The sequence below is a fragment of the Lentzea sp. CC55 genome, from assembly GCF_021056325.1.
GTDB classification, from domain to species: Bacteria; Actinomycetota; Actinomycetes; order Mycobacteriales; family Pseudonocardiaceae; genus Lentzea; species Lentzea jiangxiensis.
In genome coordinates, this window is the sequence record NZ_JAJCXE010000057.1 from 154,503 (window position 1) to 177,008 (window position 22,506).

25 protein-coding genes are annotated in these 22,506 nt (G+C 69.8%); 18 read left to right on the forward strand and 7 right to left on the reverse strand.

Annotation, left to right across the window (positions count from 1 at the left end):
• The first annotated feature begins 26 nt into the window (after positions 1-26).
• Positions 27-1,004 carry a tyrosine recombinase XerC gene (locus tag L6E10_RS39150; protein WP_236225209.1) on the forward strand — a complete coding sequence of 326 codons (978 nt, stop codon included), beginning with the start codon at positions 27-29 and terminating at the stop codon, positions 1,002-1,004.
• Between the two features lie 31 nt (positions 1,005-1,035).
• A complete protein-coding gene (locus L6E10_RS39155; RefSeq protein WP_374237633.1) occupies positions 1,036-1,977 on the forward strand; it encodes a FliA/WhiG family RNA polymerase sigma factor in 942 nt (313 codons plus the stop codon).
• 1,324 nt (positions 1,978-3,301) lie between these two features.
• Here L6E10_RS39155 and L6E10_RS39160 read toward each other — a convergent pair.
• A complete protein-coding gene (locus L6E10_RS39160; protein ID WP_236225211.1) occupies positions 3,302-3,775 on the reverse strand; it encodes a M23 family metallopeptidase in 474 nt (157 codons plus the stop codon).
• Positions 3,776-4,145: 370 nt separating this feature from the next.
• Here L6E10_RS39160 and rpsB point away from each other — a divergent pair, with 370 nt between their 5' ends.
• From rpsB to L6E10_RS39185, 5 genes are all read left to right on the forward strand, one after another.
• Entirely contained in the window at positions 4,146-5,009 is an 864-nt protein-coding gene (rpsB, locus tag L6E10_RS39165) for a 30S ribosomal protein S2 (protein ID WP_236225212.1), read from the forward strand.
• A 71-nt stretch (positions 5,010-5,080) separates the two neighbouring features.
• Positions 5,081-5,896 (forward strand): translation elongation factor Ts, encoded by an 816-nt coding sequence (gene tsf, locus L6E10_RS39170; protein ID WP_236225213.1) that lies wholly within the window; start codon positions 5,081-5,083, stop codon positions 5,894-5,896.
• Between the two features lie 121 nt (positions 5,897-6,017).
• Positions 6,018-6,728 (forward strand): UMP kinase, encoded by a 711-nt coding sequence (gene pyrH / locus L6E10_RS39175; protein ID WP_090096004.1) that lies wholly within the window; start codon positions 6,018-6,020, stop codon positions 6,726-6,728.
• 61 nt (positions 6,729-6,789) lie between these two features.
• Positions 6,790-7,347, forward strand: coding sequence for a ribosome recycling factor (frr, locus tag L6E10_RS39180; RefSeq protein ID WP_236225214.1), 558 nt, complete (start codon positions 6,790-6,792; stop codon positions 7,345-7,347).
• Positions 7,348-7,414: 67 nt separating this feature from the next.
• Positions 7,415-8,269: a phosphatidate cytidylyltransferase gene (locus L6E10_RS39185; protein ID WP_090095471.1), complete on the forward strand. Its 855-nt coding sequence runs from the start codon at positions 7,415-7,417 to the stop codon at positions 8,267-8,269.
• A gap of 7 nt (positions 8,270-8,276) precedes the next feature.
• On the opposite strand, the gene L6E10_RS39190 is transcribed toward L6E10_RS39185, so the two are convergent.
• A complete protein-coding gene (locus tag L6E10_RS39190) occupies positions 8,277-9,095 on the reverse strand; it encodes a VOC family protein (RefSeq protein WP_236225215.1) in 819 nt (272 codons plus the stop codon).
• Between the two features lie 96 nt (positions 9,096-9,191).
• Between L6E10_RS39190 and L6E10_RS39195 the strand changes: the two genes are divergently transcribed.
• Together L6E10_RS39195 and L6E10_RS39200 are read left to right on the forward strand one after the other, a co-directional pair.
• Positions 9,192-9,935, forward strand: coding sequence for a class I SAM-dependent methyltransferase (locus tag L6E10_RS39195; protein WP_236225216.1), 744 nt, complete (start codon positions 9,192-9,194; stop codon positions 9,933-9,935).
• 19 nt (positions 9,936-9,954) lie between these two features.
• On the forward strand, positions 9,955-10,932 hold the full coding sequence (locus tag L6E10_RS39200; protein WP_236225217.1) for an aldo/keto reductase: 978 nt from the start codon (positions 9,955-9,957) through the stop codon (positions 10,930-10,932).
• Position 10,933: 1 nt separating this feature from the next.
• On the opposite strand, the gene L6E10_RS39205 is transcribed toward L6E10_RS39200, so the two are convergent.
• Positions 10,934-11,443, reverse strand: coding sequence for a PadR family transcriptional regulator (locus L6E10_RS39205; RefSeq protein ID WP_236225218.1), 510 nt, complete (start codon positions 11,441-11,443; stop codon positions 10,934-10,936).
• Between the two features lie 77 nt (positions 11,444-11,520).
• On the opposite strand from L6E10_RS39205, the gene rlmN reads away from it, so the two are divergent.
• From rlmN to L6E10_RS39235, 6 genes are all read left to right on the forward strand, one after another.
• Positions 11,521-12,627, forward strand: a complete 1,107-nt coding sequence (gene rlmN, locus L6E10_RS39210; protein ID WP_236225219.1) for a 23S rRNA (adenine(2503)-C(2))-methyltransferase RlmN — start codon at positions 11,521-11,523, stop codon at positions 12,625-12,627.
• Between the two features lie 106 nt (positions 12,628-12,733).
• Positions 12,734-13,396 carry a hypothetical protein gene (locus L6E10_RS39215; protein WP_236225220.1) on the forward strand — a complete coding sequence of 221 codons (663 nt, stop codon included), beginning with the start codon at positions 12,734-12,736 and terminating at the stop codon, positions 13,394-13,396.
• Entirely contained in the window at positions 13,393-14,028 is a 636-nt protein-coding gene (locus L6E10_RS39220) for a hypothetical protein (RefSeq protein ID WP_236225221.1), read from the forward strand. Before L6E10_RS39215 ends, L6E10_RS39220 begins: the two co-directional genes overlap by 4 nt.
• Complete coding sequence (locus L6E10_RS39225; protein ID WP_236225222.1) at positions 14,025-14,699, forward strand: hypothetical protein; 675 nt, start codon at positions 14,025-14,027, stop codon at positions 14,697-14,699. Before L6E10_RS39220 ends, L6E10_RS39225 begins: the two co-directional genes overlap by 4 nt.
• 31 nt (positions 14,700-14,730) lie before the next feature.
• On the forward strand, positions 14,731-15,159 hold the full coding sequence (locus L6E10_RS39230; protein ID WP_236225223.1) for a hypothetical protein: 429 nt from the start codon (positions 14,731-14,733) through the stop codon (positions 15,157-15,159).
• An 82-nt stretch (positions 15,160-15,241) separates the two neighbouring features.
• Positions 15,242-16,813 (forward strand): serine/threonine-protein kinase, encoded by a 1,572-nt coding sequence (locus L6E10_RS39235; protein ID WP_308102980.1) that lies wholly within the window; start codon positions 15,242-15,244, stop codon positions 16,811-16,813.
• 9 nt (positions 16,814-16,822) lie between these two features.
• Here L6E10_RS39235 and L6E10_RS39240 read toward each other — a convergent pair whose 3' ends face one another.
• Positions 16,823-17,185, reverse strand: a complete 363-nt coding sequence (locus L6E10_RS39240) for a helix-turn-helix domain-containing protein (RefSeq protein WP_236225311.1) — start codon at positions 17,183-17,185, stop codon at positions 16,823-16,825.
• 103 nt (positions 17,186-17,288) lie between these two features.
• Between L6E10_RS39240 and L6E10_RS39245 the strand changes: the two genes are divergently transcribed.
• Positions 17,289-18,188 (forward strand): NADP-dependent oxidoreductase, encoded by a 900-nt coding sequence (locus L6E10_RS39245; RefSeq protein WP_236225224.1) that lies wholly within the window; start codon positions 17,289-17,291, stop codon positions 18,186-18,188.
• Here L6E10_RS39245 and L6E10_RS39250 read toward each other — a convergent pair.
• Positions 18,185-18,442, reverse strand: coding sequence for a DUF2631 domain-containing protein (locus L6E10_RS39250; protein ID WP_236225225.1), 258 nt, complete (start codon positions 18,440-18,442; stop codon positions 18,185-18,187). The genes L6E10_RS39245 and L6E10_RS39250 overlap by 4 nt on opposite strands.
• Before the next feature lie 154 nt (positions 18,443-18,596).
• Between L6E10_RS39250 and L6E10_RS39255 the strand changes: the two genes are divergently transcribed.
• Together L6E10_RS39255 and L6E10_RS39260 are read left to right on the forward strand one after the other, a co-directional pair.
• The gene (locus tag L6E10_RS39255; RefSeq protein ID WP_236225226.1) at positions 18,597-19,736 is read left to right on the forward strand and encodes an ABC transporter ATP-binding protein; all 1,140 of its coding nucleotides are present in this window, start codon (positions 18,597-18,599) and stop codon (positions 19,734-19,736) included.
• The gene (locus tag L6E10_RS39260; RefSeq protein WP_236225227.1) at positions 19,729-20,865 is read left to right on the forward strand and encodes a spermidine/putrescine ABC transporter substrate-binding protein; all 1,137 of its coding nucleotides are present in this window, start codon (positions 19,729-19,731) and stop codon (positions 20,863-20,865) included. The genes L6E10_RS39255 and L6E10_RS39260 overlap by 8 nt, the downstream gene beginning before the upstream one ends.
• Here the strand turns inward: L6E10_RS39260 and L6E10_RS39265 are convergent.
• Both L6E10_RS39265 and L6E10_RS39270 read right to left on the reverse strand, forming a co-directional pair.
• Complete coding sequence (locus L6E10_RS39265; RefSeq protein ID WP_236225228.1) at positions 20,852-21,964, reverse strand: cytochrome P450; 1,113 nt, start codon at positions 21,962-21,964, stop codon at positions 20,852-20,854. The two genes, L6E10_RS39260 and L6E10_RS39265, sit on opposite strands and share 14 nt — an antisense overlap.
• Positions 21,939-22,478 carry a TetR/AcrR family transcriptional regulator gene (locus tag L6E10_RS39270; protein WP_236225229.1) on the reverse strand — a complete coding sequence of 180 codons (540 nt, stop codon included), beginning with the start codon at positions 22,476-22,478 and terminating at the stop codon, positions 21,939-21,941. Before L6E10_RS39270 ends, L6E10_RS39265 begins: the two co-directional genes overlap by 26 nt.
• Positions 22,479-22,506: the final 28 nt, after the last annotated feature.

The following is a 22,506-nucleotide window of genomic DNA, read 5'->3' on the forward strand; positions in this document are numbered from 1 at the left end:
CCCCGACTGGCGCAGCGTCTTGGCCTATGTCCCCGCCGCCGCATGGTCGGACACGTCGTGTCGATCTCGTTCGCCTGCGCGAAAAACTGCCTGCGCACGTCGCGGAGGTGTTGCGGCAGTACGAACGCCACCTGGCGTTGGAGCGTGATCTCTCGACGCACACAGTGCGCGCTTACGTGGGCGATGCGGTGGCATTGCTGGGACACGTCGCCGGGAATATCCCGGAAAATGCCGATGTCGAGCACATAGACCTGACGAATCTGCGGTCATGGCTTGCGGCGCAACGCACAACGGGTGCGAGCCGCACGACTCTCGCGCGCCGCGCTGCCGCTGCACGCTCGTTCACGGCGTGGGCGCACCGAACAGGGCATTTGGCGTCGGATCCGGGGCCTCGCCTCGCTGCTCCGCGGCCGCACCGGACGTTGCCGTCCGTTTTGCGACAGGACCAGGCGAAGGACGTCATGAGCGCCGTATCCTCTGGCGCGTCCCAAGGTGATCCGGTTGCGCTGCGTGATCAGGCCGTGGTGGAGTTGCTGTACGCCACCGGTATCCGCGTGGCCGAACTCTGTGGTCTTGATCTCGACGACGTGGACTACTCCCTAAGGGTGATTCGAGTTCTGGGCAAAGGTGGGCGAGAGCGCAGCGCGCCGTTCGGCGTGCCGGCCGAGTGCGCGGTGCGGCGGTGGGTGGACGAGGGCAGGAACGCCCTGGTAGCACCGGATTCGCCGCCCGCCCTGTTCCTCGGTGCGCGCGGGGGCCGGCTGAACCAGCGGGCGGTCCGCGCCCTGGTGCACGAGGTAGTCGCCGAGGTGCCGGAAGCGCCGGACATCGGGCCGCACGGGTTGCGCCACTCCGCTGCGACCCATTTGCTGGAAGGGGGAGCGGACCTGCGCACCGTCCAAGAGCTGCTTGGTCACGCTACGCTCGCAACGACTCAGCTTTACACACACGTCACTGTCGAACGGCTGAAGGCGATCCATGACCGAACCCACCCCCGTTCCTGACGCCGCAGGGGGAGGATCGCGTACGGCGACCGTGCCCCCTGACCCCGTCCTGCCCGCACCAGCGTCGAAGCAGGCGAGCAACGGGCACCGTCAGAACGGCGCGCCACACAGCACCGAGGCGATCGCGGAGCCCGGTGCCGACACGCATGTCAACGGCACGCCCGCTGCCGTCCCGACCGGCGTGACGCGCACGGACGTCCGGTCCGGTGACGACGTCGAGGCCGGCATCGTGGCGCTGTGGCGCAGCTACGGCGAGTCCCGTGACCAGGGCCAGCGCGACCGCCTGGTGCTGCACTACGCGCCGCTGGTCAAGTACGTCGCCGGCCGCGTCGGCACGGGCCTGCCCGCCCACGTGGACGTCGCCGACCTGATCCAGTCCGGCATCTTCGGCCTGGTCGACGCGATAGAGAAGTTCGAGCCGGAACGCGGTCTCAAGTTCGAGACCTACGCCATGCAGCGCATCCGCGGCGCGATCCTCGACGACCTCCGCTCCCAGGACTGGGTGCCGCGGTCGGTCCGCAGCCGCGCCCGCGACGTCGAACGGGCCCTGGAACGCCTCGGTGCCAAGCTCCAGCGCACGCCCACCGACCGCGAGCTCGCCGCAGAGCTCAAGATCGGTCTGGCCGAGCTGCGCGAGCTGTACGGCCAGCTCCAGCTCACCAGCGTCGTCGCGCTCGACGAGCTGATCGCCCCGAACAAGGGCGGCTCCTCCCTCGCCGAGTCGCTGCCCGACGACGCCGCGGAAGACCCGGTGGCGAGCCTCGTCGACCAGGACAGCCGCCGCCAGCTGGCCGACGCGATAGCCCAGCTCGCGGAGCGCGACCGCGTAGTTGTGACCCTCTACTACTTCGAGAACCTGACCCTCGCCGAGATCGGCAAGGTCCTCGGCGTGACGGAGTCCAGGGTCTGCCAGCTGCACACCCGCGCCGTCCTGCGCCTGCGCACCAAGCTCAACGAGCAGTCCGAGGCCTGACGAAGGCTCATTCCACCCGCAGTCGGGCGCACCGCCCGAGCTGCCGGACGCGCGTACCGAGAAGTCGTGCGCGGCCCTGGAATTGAGCTTTGAGCCTCCTTTCCGCCCCTCGCCGGGCTAATTCACTCGAACGGGTGGACTTCTTCCAAGCCTCAGCACGCCGCGTGCCCGCTCGGGCAGCAGTCGAACGGTCGAGCGCCGAGCTGAGCTGCTGGACTTCGGGCGCGCAGGTCGATTCCCGCAGTGGGCCGTCGAGTCGAGCTGCGGACGACGGCGGCCAATCCGCGAGCCGCCGAAAATGCATTCAGCGCTTGCGAACCTCCACCGGCGACGGCAATCGGGCAGGCGCCGAACAGGACGATCGTCATCGCCGGACCGCGATTCGGCGATCGGCTGGAAAGCCGGTCTGTCGCCTGCGGTAGGTGGACGAGCGGGAGCAGCGGGCAGGGGTTGAGCCGGCTTGCGGGTGCAAACCGGGCGGTTCCGTGCGGAGAGCGGGCAAGGCCGCCGCGCGCTGGCCGCCCGCATGATGTCCGCGGGACCAGGGCTAGGTGGGCCGGGGAGTGAGCGGGGGCCTCGCCGGCTCGCGGGTGCAGGCTGGGCAGTTCCGCGCGGAGAGCGGGCAGGGCCACCGCGCGTCGGTCTGGCCTGGGCGTCCGCGGACCTGGGCTAGGCGGACCAGGAGGCGTGCGGAAGGTGAGCGGGGGTCGGGTCGGCTTGCGGGTGCAGGTCGGGCGCGGTTCTGCGCGGAGAGCGGGCAGGGCCGCCGTGCGCCGGCCGGGTTCGGATGTCTGTCGGATTTGGCCCAAGTGGGTCGGGGGCGGGTGGAAGGTGAGCGAGGGTCGATCGGCGGCTCGCTGGCGCAGGCCGGGCGGTTCCGTGCGGAGAGCGGGCACGGCCGCCGTGCGTCGGCCTGGTTCGGGCTTCCGCGGAGCGGGGCCAGGTGGACCGGGAGGCGGGTGGAAGGTGAGCGGGAACAGAGTCGGCTTGCGGGTGCAGGCCGGGCGGTTCCGTGAGGAGTGCGGGCAGGGCCGCCGTGCGCCGACGGGGCTCCGATGTCTGCGGGATCAGGGTCAGATGGGTCAGGGGAGCGGAAGGTGAGCGGGCAGGGCCGCTGCGCGCTGGCCGGGCTCGGATGTCTGCGGGACCGGGGCCAGGTGGCCGGGAGGCGGGCGAACGTGAGCGGGGCCGCCTCCCGGCACCTGGTGGGCGCCGCGGCGCGGGGACGGGTCGCGCCGCTGTCCGGCCGTCGGGGACGGCGGGAAGCGCCCTATCGGGGCGCCGCTCGCAAGCGCTGGGCTGCGCGGCGCGGGTCTCGGGCGGGTCAGGGGCTCCTGGCCGGCGTGGACAGGGGCAACAGGCGCACGTGCGGCGAGCTGACCAGGCGGAGCGGGTCGAGGTACTCGGTGCCCCGCCTGGCGCCCCAGTGCAGGCACGGCGTGGAGCAGTGGCCCTCCTGCAGATGACCGATCACCTGTCCCCGGCGTACCGGGCTTCCCGCCGTGACGGCCGGCGCCACCGGCTCGTACGTCGTGCGGAGGCCGCCGCGGTGCTGGAGCGACACCAACGTCCGGGTGGCCACCGGTCCGGCGAACACCACCACCCCGTCCGCCGCGGCCAGCACGCCGGTGCCGGCCGGAGCGGAGAGGTCGGCGCCCCGGTGGCCGGGGCCGAACGGGGTCGCCGGGGCCTCGAAGGCGCGCACCACCGGGTGGGGCGGGGGCAGCGGCCAGCCGAAGCGCGCCGGAGGCGGGGTCAGGAGCGTGGTGAGGACCAGGGCGGTGGGGAGGAGGGGCATGGGTCAACGGTCGGCTACGGGGCACACCGGGGACCAGCGGTGATCGGGGATCTGTGGATTACTCGCCGGTTGTGGACAATTGCCACCTGCTCGACGGGGGCGATTCGAAGTTTGACGGGGGTGAGGAGTAGACTTTCGGGCGCGTCCCGTCTGTGCGCGGGACGACTTCGCGTGCCAATGCAGATCCGACCCGCTGGTTCCAGCAAGGTCGAGTCACGACGTCCGACGGTCCTGAAGGTGCAGAGATGCTCCGAAGGTGTGGGCGGCGGCGTTCGGCACCAGGGCTGACGGCCTGCTGGCCTGAGGCGACAACCGGATCGACGCGCAAGGCCAGACCTGGCGCGTCCTACAGATGAGGTGCGAACCGGCCATGGCCGTCGTAACCATGAAGCAGCTGCTCGACAGCGGCGTGCACTTCGGGCACCAGACGCGGCGCTGGAACCCGAAGATGAAGCGCTACATCCTCACCGAGCGCAACGGCATCTACATCATCGACCTGCAGCAGACGCTGACCTACATCGACCGGGCTTACGAGTTCGTGAAGGAAACGGTCGCGCACGGCGGTTCGATCCTGTTCATCGGCACCAAGAAGCAGGCGCAGGAGGCCATCGCCAACGAGGCGCTCCGCGTCGGCATGCCCTACGTGAACCAGCGCTGGCTGGGCGGCATGCTCACCAACTTCTCGACGGTCCACAAGAGGCTCCAGCGCCTCAAGGAGCTCGAGTCGATGGAGCAGACCGGCGGTTTCCAGGGTTTCACCAAGAAGGAAATCCTGATGATGAACCGCGAGAAGGACAAGCTGGAGCGCACGCTCGGCGGTATCCGCGACATGTCCAAGGTGCCCAGCGCCGTGTGGATCGTGGACACCAAGAAGGAGCACATCGCGGTCGGTGAGGCTCGCAAGCTGAACATCCCGATCGTCGCGATCCTCGACACCAACTGCGACCCGGACGAGGTCGAGTTCCCGATCCCGGGCAACGACGACGCGATCCGCTCCGCCGCACTGCTGACCAAGGTCGTGGCCGAGGCCGCCGCCGCCGGTCTCATGCAGCGCTCCGGTGGTCGCCGCGACGCCGCCGAGGGCCAGGACAAGCCCGCTGCCGACGAGCCGCTGGCCGAGTGGGAGCAGGAGCTCCTGACCAGCTCCACGGCCACCGAGGCTCCGGCTGAGGCGGCTCCGGCTGAGGCGGCTCCTGCCGAGGAAGCTCCGGCCGAGCAGCCCGTCCAGTCCTGATCTCCCCCACGAGGTGCCCGCGACCAGCGGGCACCTCGTGACCCAAGCGCGTACATCGCAGAAGGAACACGATGGCGAACTACACCACCGCGGACGTCAAGAAGCTCCGCGAGCTGACCGCCGCCGGCATGATGGACTGCAAGAAGGCGCTGGACGAGGCTGACGGCGACTTCGAGAAGGCCGTCGAGATCCTGCGCATCAAGGGCGCCAAGGACGTCGGCAAGCGCGCCGAGCGCACCACGTCCAACGGCCTCGTCGCCGTCAAGGACGGCGCGATGGTCGAGCTGCGCTGCGAGACGGACTTCGTCGCCAAGAACGCGGACTTCATCGCCCTCGCCGACGACATCGTCGCGATCGCCAAGGCCAACAAGGTCGCGGACGTCGAGGCCCTCAAGGCCGTCGAGGTCGACGGCAAGACCGTCGACGCGCTGGTCCAGGAGTTCTCCGCGAAGATCGGCGAGAAGCTCGAGCTGGCCAAGGCCGTCGACTTCGACGGTACCGTCTCGACCTACCTGCACAAGCGTGCCGCGGACCTGCCGCCGGCCGTCGGCGTGCTCGTCGAGTACACCGGTGACAACGCCGAGGTCGCCAAGGGTGCCGCGATGCAGATCGCCGCGATGCGCCCGAAGTTCGTCACCCGTGACGAGGTTCCGGAGGAGCTCGTCGCCAACGAGCGCCGCATCGCCGAGGAGACCGCTCGCGAGGAGGGCAAGCCCGAGGGCGCGCTCCCCAAGATCGTCGAGGGTCGCGTCAACGGCTTCTTCAAGGACGTCGTGCTCGTCGAGCAGGCTTCCGTGACGGACAGCAAGAAGACGGTCAAGGCTCTCCTGGACGAGGCCGGCGTGACGGTGACCCGTTTCGCTCGGTTCGAGGTCGGCCAGAGCTGATTCGCATGAGGGCGGGGTTGCGGGTACCAGCGACCCCGCCCTTGGCGTGTCTACGGAAGTTCCCGGGGTCAAAGGAGAGGGACCTGTGAGCGAAGAAGGTAGCCACGGCTACAGCCGGGTGATGCTCAAACTCGGTGGCGAGATGTTCGGCGGTGGTGGCGTCGGCGTCGATCCCGACGTCGTCCAGACAGTCGCCAAGCAGATCGCGGCCGTCCACAAGTCCGGCGTGCAGGTGGCCGTCGTGATCGGTGGTGGCAACTTCTTCCGCGGGTCCGAGCTCCAGCAGCGCGGCATGGACCGGTCGCGCGCCGACTACATGGGCATGCTCGGCACGGTCATGAACTGCCTGGCGCTGCAGGACTTCCTCGAGCGCGAGCACGGCATCGACACCCGCGTGCAGACCTCCATCCAGATGACGCAGGTCGCCGAGTCCTACATCCCCCGCCGCGCGATGCGCCACCTCGACAAGGGCCGTGTCGTGATCTTCGGTGGCGGCGCGGGTCTGCCGTACTTCTCCACCGACACCACCGCCGCCCAGCGCGCGCTGGAGATCGGCTGCGAGATCGTCCTGATGGCCAAGGCCGTCGACGGCGTCTACACGGCCGACCCCAAGATCGACCCCGACGCGCTGATGTTCGACAACATCACCCACCGCGAGGTGCTGGAGCGAGGCCTCAACGTCGCCGATGCCACGGCCTTCAGCCTCTGCATGGACAACAACATGCCGATCCTCGTCTTCAACCTCCTCACCGAGGGGAACATCGCGCGCGCGGTGCGTGGTGAGAAGATCGGCACCCTGGTCAGCACCCCCGGTGGCCGTCCGGCCTTCTAGACCTGGTGGGATCTCTCCAGGACCGGGAATTGGGCACGAACACGCAGAGCAAGGAGCAGTCGTGATCGACGAGACCCTCCTCGACGCCGAGGAGAAGATGGAAAAGGCGGTTTCGGTCGCGAAGGAGAACCTCTCCTCCGTTCGAACCGGTCGTGCGACTCCCTCGATGTTCAACCGCATTCACATCGACTACTACGGCTCGATGACGCCGCTCAACCAGATGGCCAGCATCACGGTCCCCGAGGCGCGCATGGCGGTCGTCAAGCCGTACGACGCGAGCCAGCTCAACGCCATCGAGAAGGCGATCCGGGACTCCGACCTGGGCGTCAACCCGAGCAACGACGGCAGCATCATCCGCATCGTCATCCCGCAGCTCTCCGAGGAGCGCCGCCGGGACATGGTGAAGGTCGCCAAGCAGAAGGGCGAGGACGCGCGCGTCTCCGTCCGCGGTGTCCGCCGCAAGGCGAAGGAAGAGATCGACCGGCTCGTCAAGGACGGCGAGGTCGGCGAGGACGACGGCGCCCGTGGTGAGAAGGAGCTCGACGCTCTCACCCACAAGTACGTCGCGCAGGTCGACGAGCTCGTGAAGCACAAGGAAGCCGAGCTTCTCGAAGTCTGATCCCCCTTGATGGTTCGCCCGGCCGAGTCGCCGAAGGCGTGATTGCCCTGGCCGGGCGGAGGTCGTGATGGGAGCACAGGTGGCAGGCGGTCCCGCGGACGCGCCCGCGTCGAAGCCGTCGCGCGCGGGACGTGACCTGCGGGCGGCGATCCTGGTCGGCGTGGGTCTCGGCGCGGTGATCATCGCGTCGTTGCTGACGGTGAAGGAGACCTTCATCGCCATCGTCGCGGCCGCCGTGGCGGTGTCGACGTGGGAGATCGCCACCGCTTTCAAGAAGGCGGGCATCAACGTCGCCTTCTGGCCGGCGTTGATCGGCGGCCAGGCGATCCTCTGGCTGTCCTGGCCGCTGGAGCGCGCCGGCATGATGACCGCGTTCGTGGTCACCGTGCTGGTGTGCATGATCTGGCGGTTCCGGGGCGGCTCGGACGGCTACCTGCGCGACCTCAGCGCGTCGGTGTTCACCGTCGCGTACGTGCCGTTGTTCGCGGCGTTCGCGGCCATGCTCGTCGTGCCCGACGACGGCGTGGGCCGCGTGTTCGCGTTCATCGTGGGTGTCGTGCTGTCCGACGTCGGCGGGTACGCGGCCGGTGTCTTCCTGGGCAAGCACCCGATGGCGCCGACGATCAGCCCCAAGAAGTCCTGGGAGGGCTTCGCGGGCTCGCTGACCGCCGGTGTGGTCGGTGGCGCGATCACGGTGTCTACGCTGCTCGACGGCCAGTGGTGGCAGGGCGCGCTGTTCGGTGCCGCGCTCGTCGTCACGGCCACCGCGGGCGACCTGGTCGAGTCGCTGATCAAGCGCGACCTCGGCATCAAGGACATGGGCACGCTGCTGCCCGGCCACGGCGGGCTGATGGACCGGATGGACTCGCTCCTGCCGTCCGCCGTCGCCTCCTGGCTGCTGCTGCACCTGTTCGTGCCGTAGACCCCGATCAGTCGTCGAACGGGTCGTCCACCTCGGTGCGCGGCTCGGCCTCGATCACGCGGGACGGGTCGATCACCGAGAAGGCCGTTCCCGCGTGGTCCTCGACCACCGTGATGCGTCCGAACGGGGTGTCGTAGGGCTCGACGGTCACCCGGCCGCCGAGCTCGAGCACGCGGTACGCCACCGAGTCGATGCCGATCTCCGGCGCCGCGTTGAAGTAGACCATCCAGTGGGAGCGCTCTCCGTAGGGGAACTCGCGCCCCATCTTCTGCCGCCCGATGACCTCCGTCCCCTCGATGGACCAGGAGGCGTAGTCCAGGCGCTGGCCGTCGCCGATCTGGGTGATGTCGTAGTTGCACAGCTCGCCGAAGAACTCGTCCGCCGCGGCGCCGTCGCGGGTGTTCAGCTCGGCCCACGCGTACGAGCCGTGGCCTCCCGTGCCGAACCGCCAGTCCGGCGGCACGTGGCGGAAGCCGACGACGGCGCCGGTGGGGTCGGCGATCACGGTGCTCTGCGTGTGGTCGGCGGCGTCTTCGGGGTTGCGCAGCACGGTCCCGCCGAGGTGGAAGGCCTTCTCCGCGGTGGCACGCGCATGCGGTGTGACCAGGTACAACCGCCACCCTTCCGGATCGCCCTGGGGTAAGCCCGCGACGGGGATGCCGTCGACCATCGCGACGGTGTAGCCGGCGTCGTCGGCGTAGTGCCAGCCGAACAGGCCGGTGTAGAACTCGATCGCACCCTTGAGGTCGTCGACGGTTCTCTCGACCCAGCACGGACTTCCGGAGAGCAACGGCGCGAGCTTGGGCGTGTTGGGCGCGATGGACACAGCCGCCTCCTGCAGGGGAAAGAGATGTCAACACGCTACGCCGTGATCGGGCGAATTCGTACGGTCGCCGGGAAATGGAGGCCCTACAGTGGCTTCGTGAGGGGATTCGTGCGGGCGGCGCTGAACGCGGTGCGTCCGGCAGACGTCGTGCCCAGTCCGAACATCTGGCACTGGCCGGACGTCTACGAGGTCGAGAACCGCGCGCAGGACGTCCACGGTGCGATTTGGGCTGTGATAAGCGAAGAATGTCCGTTTGACGGCAGGGACGTCGTGGACGTCGGCTGCGGTGACGGGTTCCACCTGCCGCTGTTCGCGCGCACCGCGAAGTCCGTCACGGGCGTCGAACCGCACCCGCCGCTGGTCGTGCGGGCCAGGCAGCGGGTGGCCTCGCTGCCGAACGCCCGCGTCGTGTCCGGCCCGGCCCAGGGGCTCCCGCTCGACGACGCGTCCGCTGATCTGGTGCACGCCCGCACCGCCTACTTCTTCGGGCCGGGGTGCGAGCCGGGGATGCGGGAGGCTGACCGGGTGCTGAGGCCCGGGGGTGCGCTGGTGATCGTCGACCTCGACGGGCTGGCCGACCCGTACGGGCCCTGGTTGCTCGCCGACGAGCCGCGCTACGACCCCGTGGTGGTGGAGAAGTTCTTCGCGGACAACGGGTTTTCGTTGCGGCGGGTCGTGGCGCAGTGGCGCTTCGAAAGTCGCGAGGACCTGGAGGCCGTGCTGCGCATCGAGTTCTCGGCGAAGGTGGCCGAGCGGGCGATCGCCTCGGTGAGCGGGGTGAGCTTCCCGGTCGGGTACCGGGTGCACGTGCGGCGCAAGCCGAAGGGTCTGATCGTGTGATCGGGACTAGGCTCGATTCGTGGAGAAGCGAAACGCAGGCAGGTTGAACCGCCAGGTCGGCGTCGTGGGGCTGGGGTGCTGGCAGCTCGGCGCGGACTGGGGCGAGGTGGACGAGAGCGACGCGCTCGCGCTGCTGCACGCCGCCGCCGACACGGGTGTCGACTTCTTCGACACCGCCGACGTGTACGGCGACGGTCGCAGCGAGACGCTCGTCGGGCGGTTCCTGAAGGAGCGCAAGGACGACGGGATCTTCGTCGCCACGAAGATGGGGCGACGGCTGCCGGCGCAGGTCGCGGAGGGGTACAGCCGGGAGAACTTCCTCGCGTGGAACGACCGGAGCCGCCGCAACCTGGGTGTCGACACGCTGGACCTCGTGCAGCTGCACTGCCCGCCCACGGCCGTGTACAGCCGTGACGAGGTGTACGACACCTTGGACGAGATGGTGGAGCAGCAGCGGATCGCCGCTTACGGCGTGTCCGTGGAGAAGGTCGAGGAGGCGCTGGAGGCGATCAGGCGCCCGCACGTGGCCAGCGTGCAGATCATCCTGAACGCGTTCCGGCTCAAGCCCCTCGAGGAGGTGCTGCCCAGGGCCGCGGAGGCGGGGGTCGCGATCATCGCGCGGGTGCCGCTCGCTTCCGGGTTGCTGACCGGGAAGTACGACAGGTCGACGACCTTCGGCGCGGACGACCACCGCAACTACAACCGCAACGGTGAGGCGTTCGACGTCGGCGAGACCTTCTCCGGGGTGCCCTACGAGGTCGGCCTGGAGGCGGTGGAACGCCTGCGGCCGCTGGTGCCGGAAGGCGCCACGATGGCGCAGTTCGCGCTCAGGTGGATCGTGGACCAGGCCGGTGTCACGGTGGTGATCCCCGGTGCCCGCAACGTGGAGCAGGCGCGCGCCAACTCGCAGGCCGCTGACCTGGAGCCGGTGGACGGCAAGGCCGTCGAGGCCGTGTACGACGAGCTGATCCGGCCGCACGTGCACGACCGGTGGTAGGTCACTCCTCGGCGAGGATGGCGTAGAGCTTGCGCCGCAGGTCGTTGTAGAGCTCGACCGCGCGGGCCTTCTGCTCCGGCGTGCCCGCGTGGGAGATCTGCTCCATCGCGGCGCCGAGCAGGCGGACCGCTGTGCGCAGTTCGCCGTCCACCGGGTCCTGCTGGATCTCGATGTCGCGCCAGGGCGGGGCCGTGTGCTCCGTCCTGCCGTGCGCGGTGAGGTCGAACAGCTTCTTGCCCCCGTCCTCCGCCGAGGAGATGAGGCCTTCGTCGGCGAGCATCTGCAGGGTCGGGTAGACCGAGCCGGGGCTCGGGCTCCACACGCCGCCGGTGCGCCGGGCGATCTCCTGGATGATCTCGTAGCCGTGCATCGGCCGTTCTGCCAGCAACGACAGAACCGCCGCCCGGACGTTGCCGCGCCTCTGGCGGCCGCCCCTGCCCCTGCCGCCGCCCCCGAAGGGTCCGTGGCGGTGCCTGTGGTGGTGTTCTCGGTGGTGTGGTCTCATCATCATGTCGTTAACGATATATCGGAACCTATCGCGATGCAACGGTCTTGTGTTGTCTGAGTTCGTGGGACACTAGATGTGCTATGACCTCGCTTCCCCTTGTCTTCGACGCGCCCAAGCGCGGCCTGCCGCCGCGCCACCTCGTCGACCTGTCGCCCGCCGAACGCGCCGAGGCCGTCGCGGCCCTGGGTGAAAAGCCGTTCCGGGCCAAGCAGCTGTCGAACCACTACTTCAGCCGCCTGACCGTCGACCCGGCCGAGATGACCGACATCCCGGCCGCGACGCGCGACAAGCTGGTCGCGGACCTGATGCCGCCGCTGTTCACGGTCGTGCGCAAGGTCACCACCGACGAGGGCACGACGGCGAAGACGCTGCTGCGCGCGCACGACGGCACGCTCATCGAGTCCGTGCTGATGCGCTACCCGGACCGGGCGACGCTGTGCATCTCGTCGCAGGCGGGGTGCGGCATGGCGTGCCCGTTCTGCGCGACCGGCCAGGGCGGCCTGCAGCGCAACCTGTCGACCGCGGAGATCGTGGACCAGGTGCGGATGGGTGCCGCGGCCATGCGCGACGGCGACCTGCCCGGCGGCCCAGGCCGGCTGTCGAACATCGTCTTCATGGGCATGGGTGAGCCGCTCGCGAACTACAAGCGCATCCTCGAGGCCGTTCACCGCATCTGCGACCCGGCGCCGGACGGCCTGGGCATCTCGCAGCGCCACGTGACGGTGTCGACGGTCGGGCTCGTGCCGGCGATCAAGAAGCTGACCGAGGAGAACCTGCAGGTCCGCCTCGCGGTGTCGCTGCACACGCCGGACGACGAGCTGCGCGACACGCTGGTGCCGGTCAACACGCGGTGGAACGTCGCCGAGGTGCTGGAGGCCGCCCGCGGGTACGCCGACAAGACCGGGCGCCGCGTCTCGATCGAGTACGCGCTGATCCGCGACATCAACGACCAGGGGTGGCGCGCCGACCTGCTCGGCAAGAAGCTGCGCAAGCACCTCGGGCAGCTCGTGCACGTGAACCTGATCCCGCTGAACCCGACTCCGGGGTCCAAGTGGGACGCGTCGCCGAAGCCCGTCGAGCGGGAGTTCGTGCGGCGGGTCCGGGAGCAGGGTGTCGAGTGCACCGTGCGGGACACGCGCGGGCAGGAGATCGCGGCGGCCTGCGGTCAGCTGGCCGCCGAGGGCTGACCGTCTGCCGTTGATCCGGCGCGGAGCCGCCAGTCCTGTCTTCGACCAAGTGCGCCGGCGAAAAATCAGTCGCTGAGGTCCACTGCGGCTCTTACCGTTCCCCGCGATGAAACTTCTGGGGGAGCGCTGGCGCACGCTCGTCAGCACGGTGCGGCTGGGCCGCGACGAGTACCGGGTGGTGCAGCCTGCCCGGCCGGTCGCGCATGCGTCGATGCACCTCGCGTCGTGCGGCGTGAGCGTCACGGTGAACAAGGCGGCGGCGCGCGAGCTGGCCATGGCGTGGGCGTTCGCGATGCGGTCGCCTCGCACGCTGGTGTACCTGCCCCTGAGGCAGAGCGACCGCGAATGCCGGATGTACGCCGGCGACGGCGACATCTCCGTCGATCTCGTGTTGTTGCACCACAGCTTGGGGTTCGCCGCGTCGCGGTGGAAGGAAGTGCGCGCCAGGCTCCGGGGTGGACGGCCGCACACCGTTGTGTGCCAGGGGTTGCCGAGAGGTGCGCTGCGGCGGGGGGAGGTTCTTCGCCGCGACTTCGAAGACGACCTCCGCTACCACTTCGCGGCCGACACCGCCTTCTTCACCGGCAGCCGGAAGGCGTTCGCGGCCACCGGCGAGGAGCTGCTGGACATGGTCGAGGACTGGCCGCGGCTCATGCACGAGAGGCAGCGGGAAGGCTTCTGCGCCGAGATCGTCGCGAAGGGCATGGACAGCAGGGAGCAGTTGCACGTCCAGTACTGCCCCGAGCACCGCGTGAGCACGCGCCGATGAAGCTCGAAGAGACGCGGTGGCGCACGCTCGTCACCTCCGTGCGACTGGGGCCCAAGGAGTACCGGGTCGTGCAGCCCGCCAAGCCCTTGGAGCACGCGCCGCTGTACGAGGGGTACATGGGCGTCGAGTCGTGTGTGACCAAGGCGTCGGCGCTCGACATCGCGATGGCGTGGGCGTTCGCGATGCGGTCGCCACGCACGCTGGTGTACCTGCCGTTGCGGCAGAGCGATTGCGAGTGCCGTGGCAACGACGGACCTGCGCTGGACCTCGTTCTGCTCCACCACAGCCTCGGGTTCCGCCTCTCGACGTGGCGGGACGTGCGGTCCAGGCTTCGGGGTGGGCGGCCGCACACCGTCTTCTCCCGTGGACTACCTCGGGCGCACCCGTCGCCGGAGTGGGAAAGGGACGAGCTGCGCGCCGAGATCGTGGAAGGCACCGTGTTCGTCATCGGTGGCAAGGCCGCGTTCCAGGCAGGCGGGCAGGCGTTGCGGCAGTTGGTGGAGGACTGCCCGCGACACATGCACGAGGCCCCCGGCACGCATTGCTGCGCCGAGATCACGGCCAAGGGCAGGCACGCGAACTGGTTGCACGTCGTGTACTGCGACGAGCACCGGGTGAGCACGCGCCGATGAAGCTCGAAGGGGCGCGCTGGCGGACGCTGATCAGCACCGTCAGGGTGGGACGGGACGAGTACCGGGTCGTGCGGCCTGCCACACCGTTGCGGCACGTGTCGATGTACATCTCGGACGACGCGTTCCGCAACGCGGAGCTGCTCGTCGACAAGGTGGCTGCTCGTGAGCTGGCGATGGCGTGGGAGTTCGCGATGCGGTCGCCGCGCACGTTGGTGTACCTGCCGTTGCGGCAGAGCGAGTACGAGTGCCGGTCGTTCGAGGAGGACGGCGAGCCGTTGCTGGATCTCGTGTTGATGCACCACAGCCTCGGGTTTCCGCCGTCGCTGTGGAAAGAGGTGCGGGCGCGGCTCGGGCGGGGGAGGCCGCACGTCGTCCGGAGCAGGGGGTTCCCGCCGGTCGAGAGCCTGCTCACGCCGGACCACCAGCCGCTGCGCCGCACCTACCGCGACGTGGTGCGGCACCACGTCGCGGCTCACACGGTGTTCCTCACGGGGAGCCGGAAGGCGTTCGCGCTCACCGGCGAACAGTGGCGGTGGCTGGTCGAGGACGGACCGCGCTGGATCCACGAGAACCCCGGCCGGCACTGCTGCGCGGAGGTCGCGGTCGAGCGGGACTGGGACTGGCTGCACGTCGTCCGCTGCGACGATCACCGAGTCGGCGTGAACGCCTGACGCCGGGGCGCAGTTCTGCGAAGCTCCGTTCATGGGAGTGTTCTGCGATTACTTCGCCGCGCCGTCCGACGAGCTCGCGGCCACCGCGATCGAGGACGGGCCGGTGGGTCTGTTCAGGACGGTCGAGACCAAGTCGATCGACCCCGTCGTGGTGATGGGACAGCTGGAGGAGCTGCTGACCGGCCGCCCCTACACCGAGGTCGTCCGAGACCCGAGGTGCGGTCACGGCGTTGCCGTGGAACACGACGGGAACGTGGCGGTCCTCGCGGTCACCGACGGCCTGCGGGACGGGCTCGCGGCCGCCGGTGACCTGGACGAGGTCTCGGTGCGGTGGGCCGGGATCGAGGAGCTGGAGGGGTTCGAGGCCGCCGTGCTCGCCGAGGTCCTGGCAGAGCTGCGGGACCTCGCCTCCGAAGCGCGGAAGAACGGCGAGCGGCTCTACTGCTGGGCCTGCGTCTAGGGCTGTCGCTCCGGTCGGCGAACGACTGGAACCGGCCGGACAGGAACCTGCCGCCACGACCGTGCGGCTACCATGCGGCCTCGTGGGGGATTCGACGAGGCTGGTCGCGGGCAGGTACGCGACGCTCAGGGAGCTGGGCCGGGGCGGCATGGGGGTCGTCTGGCTGGCGGAGGACAGGGTCATCGGCCGGCAGGTCGCGCTCAAGGAGCTGCGGACCGGCGAGACCGAGCGGGTGCTGCGGGAAGCACGCACGGCGGGGCGCCTGAACAGCCCGAACGTCGTCGGCATCTACGACGTGATCGTCGAGCACGGCGTCACGTACCTGGTCATGGAGCTGGTCGAGGCGCCCACGCTCTCCGAGGTCATGACCCGCAGGGCCCTGACCGAGGACGAGGTCGCGGACATCGGCCTGCAGACCCTCAACGCCCTGGAGGCGGCGCACGCGGCGGGGATCGTGCACCGGGACGTCAAGCCCAGCAACATCATGGTGCTGCCGGACGGACGCGTGAAGCTCGCCGACTTCGGCATCGCCCGCGCGATGGACGACCCGGGCCTCACGGCGACCGGCGGCGTCATGGGCTCGCCCGGCTACATGGCGCCGGAGCTGTTCGCGGGCAAGCAACCCTCGCCGGCAAGCGACCTCTGGGCGTTGGGCGCCACGCTGTTCCACGCCGTGGAGGGGCGTTCTCCGTTCCAGCGCGACACGACCGCGGCGACGATGCACGCGATCATGTACGAGGAGCCGGTCCTCCAGCGCACCAGGGGCCCGCTCGCGGACACGATCATGGCGCTGCTGGCCCAGGACGACACCCGGCGGCTCACCGCGGCCCAGCTGCGCGAACGGCTCGAGAACCGCACCAGCGTCGTGAAGCCGCTGACGCCGTCCGAGCAGACCGTCGTCATCGAACCGGTCACCGGCCACGTCGTGCCGCAGGCGGCGACGCGGGACGACTGGAGCGACGAGAAACCCGGGTCGCGCAGGAAGGTCGGCCTGTTCGCCGGTGCGGCGGCGGTCGTCGTGGTGGTCGCCCTGGCCGCCGTCTTCCTGGTGAAGCCCGAGACGAGGCAGGGCGAAGCCGCTGCCGCGCAACAGGGTCCGGCTCCCGCGCAACCGTCCTCGACGGCGAGCAGCACGCCCTCCAGCACGGCGAGCAGCAGCAGTGCGGCTCCGAGCAGCAGCAGCGCGGCGCCGTCGTCCACGCAGGTGTCGAAGCCGTCCCAGACCTCGCAGGCGGGGCAGCCCCAGCCGACCACGACACCGCCGAAGCCACCGCGCGAGACCCTGGCGTTCTCCCGCTACCGCAACGCGAACGGCTGGCACTACAGCGGAACGCCGAACATCGCCGTGCCGCCCGGCTTCACGGTGGAGAACACCGGCGGCCTGGGCAAGCTCCTCGCCAAGCCGGAGCCGGGCACGAAGCCGTTGTACAGCTGCATCATCAACAACTCGGAAGACCGCATGACGTCGGCTTCGGACGGGTGCGAGGGCCAGAAGCGCTACGGCGGCGTCCTCGGCCACGTCTTCACCGCCAAACCCGCCGACGTCGCCTCGTTGCCGCTGCACCGCTGCAACATGGGCGGCCACCACTTCGACTCGGTGGCGGGCTGCGAGGGCTACCCGCAGGAGTTCGTGCAGGGCTGGGTGCTCGCCTGACCGCCCAGGTCAGCGGGTCGTGGCGGGCTCCAGGCCGACCGGCTCCGAGCGGTCGAACGTCTCCCTCGCCTCGGCGACGGACTCGTAGTTCCGCTGCGCCCACAACCGCAGCGCGGCCAGCGGCTCGGTGACGCTGCGCCCGAGTTCGGTCAGCTCGTACTCGACGCGCAACGGCACCGAGGGGTAGACCGTGCGCGTGACGAGCCCATCGCGCTCCAAGGTGCGCAACGTCTGGGTGAGCATCTTCTGGCTGATGCCTTCCAACCGGCGCTTGAGCTCACCGAACCGCTTGGGCCCGTCCTCGAGGTCGCCGATCACCAACGCCGTCCACTTGGACGCGACCATGTCCAGCAGGTCGCGGCACGGGCACATCCTGAGGTAAACGTCCCTGATCACGGATAGTTTCTACCAGGTACCCAGTGCACAAAACAGTGCCTGGTTGCCAAAGGTGACCTGCTCTCCCAGGATTGAGGGCATGCGAGCGATCACCCAGAACGAGTTCGGCGGCCCCCTCACCCTCACCGAGGTGCCCAAGCCCACGCCGCTTCCGACGGAGGTGCTGGTCAGGGTCCACGCGGCCGGTGTCAACCCGGTGGACTGGAAGACCCGCGCCGGCAGCGGCATGGCCGGGCTCCAGACGTTCCCGTTCATCAACGGGTGGGACGTCTCCGGCGTGGTCGAGGAGGTCGGCTTCGGCGTCACGACCCTCAAGCCCGGCGACGAGGTCTACGGCATGCCGTGGTTCCCGCGGGCCGCGAGCGCCTACGCCGAGTACGTCACCGCGCCGTCGCGGCACTTCGCGAAGAAGCCGAAGAGCCTCACCCACGTCGAGGCGGCCGCGCTGCCCCTCGCCGCCCTGACCGCGCACCAAGTCCTCATCGACACCGCTGACCTGCGGGAAGGGCAGAAGGTGCTGATCTCGGCCGCGGCGGGTGGCGTTGGTCACCTCGCCGTGCAGATCGCGAAGGCGCACGGCGCGTACGTCATCGGCACCGCGCGCGAGCCGAAGCACGCGTTCCTGAAGGACCTCGGCGCCGACGAGGTGGTCGACTACACCAAGGGTGACTACCAGGGCACGGACATCGACCTGTACGTCGACCTGGTCGGCGGCGCGTCACCGGCCCCGGTGCGGTCCGGAGGGTTGTTCGTCGGCGTGCCGTCCCGGGTGGACATGCAGACCCGCGACGACATCAGGACGAGCCCGATCCTGGTCGAACCCGACCGCGCGGGGCTCGAGGCCATCGCCGCGCTGGTCGAGTCGAAGAAGCTCAGGGTGCACGTCGACGCGACGTTCCCGCTGGAGGACGCCGAAAAGGCGCATGCCCTGGGCGAGACGGGTCGCACCCAGGGCAAGATCGTGCTGAAGACGCTCTAGCGGCGCCAGGGCTTCTTGCGGCGCGCGGCGTCCCACAGCAGCAGGGCGATGATCGAGACACCGGAGGCGACGAGCCAGATGTTCTCGGTCTGACCGTGGTGGTTGCCGATCAGCATCAGGAAGCAGAAGATCGCGGAGAGCCAGCCCGCGATGCGGGTGCCCTTGGGGAACGTGCCGTGCCAGCCCCACTCGGCCGACGGCTCCTCGTGCGGGTCGACGGCAGGACGCTTGTCCAGTTCCGAGGACGTGGCCACGGTTTCCTCCACTGCTCATCCGGATTACGAGGCCATCGTCGCACATGTGGGCGGGGACGGATGTGTGAGGTCGCGCGCGCACGACTGACGGGCGAGGTCGCGCCGGTCTAGGCTCAGCGCGGCCCCACCCGTCCGACCTCGAAGGCGCCTCGACTTGACCGGCTTCTCCCCCGCCGAGGCCTCCGCCCCGGACACGTTCGCCCCCGTCGAGATCGGTCTCCACGGCGTGCGCAAGCGCTTCTCCGACCAGGTGGCGGTCGACGGCGTCTCGCTGAACGTCCACGAGGGCGAGTTCTTCTCCGTCCTCGGCCCGTCCGGCTGCGGCAAGACCACGGTGCTGCGCATGATCGCCGGGTTCGCCGACCCGGACGAGGGCCGCATCGAGCTCGACGGCAACGACATGGTCGGCGTCCCTCCCCACCGGCGGGACGTCAACACCGTCTTCCAGTCGTACGCGCTGTTCCCGCACATGACGGTGTGGGACAACGTCGCCTACGGCCTCAAGCGCAAGAAGATCCGCGGCGACGAGTTGAAGAAGCGCGTCGGCGAGCACCTTGAGCTCGTGCGGCTCTCGCAGTTCGCCAAGCGCAGGCCCGCGCAGCTCTCCGGCGGTCAGCAGCAGCGCGTCGCCATCGCCCGTGCGCTGGCCGCCGGGCCCCGGCTGCTGCTGCTCGACGAACCCCTCGGCGCGCTCGACGCCAAGCTCCGCAAGGAGCTGCAGATCGAGCTGATGCGCATCCAGCGCGAGGTGGGCACGACGTTCCTGTACGTCACGCACGACCAAGAAGAGGCGCTGGTCCTGTCGCACCGCATCGCGGTCATGAACGCGGGCAAGATCGAGCAGGTCGGCTACCCCGAGGACGTCTACGAGCGCCCCGCGACCCGGTTCGTCGCCGGCTTCATCGGCACCTCGAACATCCTCGACGCCGTCGTGTCCGGTGTGGACGGTGAGTTCGCCGCCCTCCGTGCGCCGGGGGCGGAGCACCTGCGCGCCAAGTTCTCCGGCAGCGTCGGCCACGGCCGTGAGGTCGCCGCCACCGTCCGCCCGGAGAAGGTGCACCTGTTCGACGAGTCCGCCGAGCCCCCGGCGGGCTGGTGCGTGCTCAGGGGCGTCGTCCAGGACGTCGTCTACACGGGCGTCTCCACGCAGTTCGTGGTCGAGACGCCCGCCGGCGTGCTGTCGGCGTTCGTGCAGAACGCCCAGCGCATCGACGACGCGGGGGCGCCGGGCCAGCCGGTGCGGATGGCGTGGGACCCGGAGTTCACCGTGCTGCTGGAGGGCTCGGATGGCTGACCGGGTCCGGATCGCCCGGCTGTGGGACGTCGACAGCCCGCGGGTGACCCGGCGCACGATGCTGGGCTCGATGGCGTTCTTCGCCCTCGCGGCGTGCGCCGTCGGTCCGGCGCCGACGAACTCCGGTGGCTCCGGCGGCGCCGCCAAGGCCGCGAACCTGCTGGACGAGCCGAAGCTCAACTTCTACAACTGGACCGACTACATCGCGCCGGAGACGTTGCCCGCCTTCACGTCCGCGAGCGGCATCGAGGTCACGTACGACAACTTCTCGACCAACGACGAGATGGAAGCCAAGATCGCGTCCGGGCAGGCCGGGTACGACCTGGTGGTGCCGAGCGACAACTTCCTGCGCCGGTTCCTGCGGTCCGGGCTCCTGCAGCCGCTCGACCACGACGCGATCCCGAACCTGCGCAACCTGGAGCCGCGGTTCGCCGAGGCCGAGTACGACCCCGGCAACCGGTACTCCGTGCCGTGGGCCTGGGGCACGACCGGGCTCGCGTACTCGAAGGCGGAGCTCGGCGGCGAGGTCACCGGCTTCGACGCCTTCGACCTGCCGAACGCCAGGGGGCGCAGCTCGATCCTCGACGAGGCCCGCGACGGCATGGCGATCGGCCTGCTCAAGCTCGGCCACGACCCGAACACCACGGACGCGCGGCAGATCGACGAGGCCGCGAACTTCCTGCTGTCGCTCAAGAAGAAGCTCGGTCAGATCACCTCGGACGTGATCGAACCGCTGACGTCGGGGCAGGTGCGGCTCGCGCAGGCGTACTCCGGTGACGCGTTCCAGGCCCGCGAGACCACCGAGGACGTCGGCTACGCGATCCCGGCGGAGGGCGGACTGTCCTACGTGGACCTGCTCGTCATCCCGAAGGACGCGCCGCACGCCGGGAACGCGCACCGGTTCATCGACTTCATCCTCGGCGCGGAGGCGGGCGCGGCGCTGTCCAACGCCGTCCGGTACGGCAGCCCCAACGCCGCCGCGAAGCCGTTGATCGACAAGGAGTTGCTGAACGACCCGGTGGTCTACCCGCCGGACGAGCAGCTGGCGAAGCTCCCGTTCACCAAGGACCTCGGCGGCGACGCCGAAGCGCTCTACGCCGACGCCTGGACGAAGGTCAAGACCGGCTGACCGGCATGGACCTCATGCCCCGGATCACCACCGAGTCGCGGAACGTCACCGGACCCGTCTGCCGCAGATCCGGCATGCGGCGGGCCAGCGCGCGCAACGCCACGTCGCCCTCCATGCGCGCGAGCGTCGCGCCCAGGCAGTAGTGGATGCCGCTGGAGAACGCGAGGTGCTCGGGCTTGTGCACGCGCATCACGTCGAACTTGTGCGGCTCGGGGTAGACCTCGGGATCGCGGTTCGCGGCGGCGAGCAGGAGCGTCACCACCTCGTCCTTGCCGATCGCGTCGACCCGCTCGTGCGCGATCCGGCTGGTCAGCTGCACCGGCGGCGCCCACCGCAGCGTCTCCTCGACCACGTCGGGCGCGAGGTCCGGGTTGGCCTTGAACAACCTCCACTGCGCGGGGTGGTCGAGCAGCGCACGGGTGGCGTTGCCGATCAGGTTCACCGTGGTCTCGAAGCCCGCGACCAGCAACAGCACCAGGGTGCCGAGCATCTCCTGCGCGGTGAGCCTCCGCTCCGCCTCCGCGGCGACCAGCGAGCTGATCACGTCGTCGCCGGGCGTCCTGCGGCGTTCCGCGATGAGCCGGTCGAACAGCGCGAGCACCTTGCCGTGGGCCTCGGACATCTCCGGCGTGACACCGGAGTCGAACGACGCGGCGACCAGCGCGCCGTAGTCGGCGAACTCCGCGGTGTCGGAGTCGGGGATGCCCAGCAGGTCGCTGATCACCGAGATCGGCAGCGGCGCCGCGAAGTCGGCGATCAGGTCGAACTCGTCGCGGTCGAGCAACGCGTCGGCGACCTTCTCCACGCGCGCCCGGTACTCGTCGATCTTCTTCGGGCTGAACGCCGGCATGGCGAGCCTGCGCAGCCGCGTGTGGTCGGGGGGATCGAGCTCCAGGAACGAGTCGGGCAGCAGGCTGCCGCCGGCGGGGTAGCCGCCGTCGGCGAACCGGACGCCGAAGCGGCGGTCGCGCAGGACCTTGTTGGCCAGCGCGTGGCTCGTCGTGAGCCACATCCCGTCGTCCCGCGTCAGCGGTCCCTGCGCGCGGAGTCGTTCGTAGATCGGGTGCGGGTCTTCATGTCCGGTCAGCTGGTCCAGCACTTGCTACCCCCTCGAACACAGTGGTGAGCACGAACCGGGGAGCGTCCAGCGGCGCGAGACGGCCGTCGCTGATCGCCTCCCAGGCGTTGAAGAGCCCGGCGTAGAGGGTCTGCAGGATCCACCACGCGGGCAGGTCGTGGCGCAGCGCCGTGCCCTGCAGCCGGGTGATCAGGTCGAGCACGGGCCGGTCCATCTCGCGGATGCGGGCCGCCAGTTCCTCGTCGCGTTCCAGGCCGGGGAAGCGGAGCAGGAACTCCACCCGCGGGCCCAGCGCGACCAGGCGGGTGACCAGGTCTTCGAGCGCCTCGTCGGAGCCGAAGTCGACCTCGCGGGCGACCGAGTGGATCAGGTCGAGCGCGTCGCTCGCGACGGCGCGGACCAGCGCCGCGCGGGTCGGGAACCGCTTGTGGAGTGTGGTCCTGCCGACACCGGCGGCCCGCGCGACGTCGCTCAGCGAGGCCGTCGGGTCCTTGAGCAGCACAGACGTTGCCGTCTGAAGCAGGTGAACACTCATGTTCACAACGGTACACGAATGTTCAGGC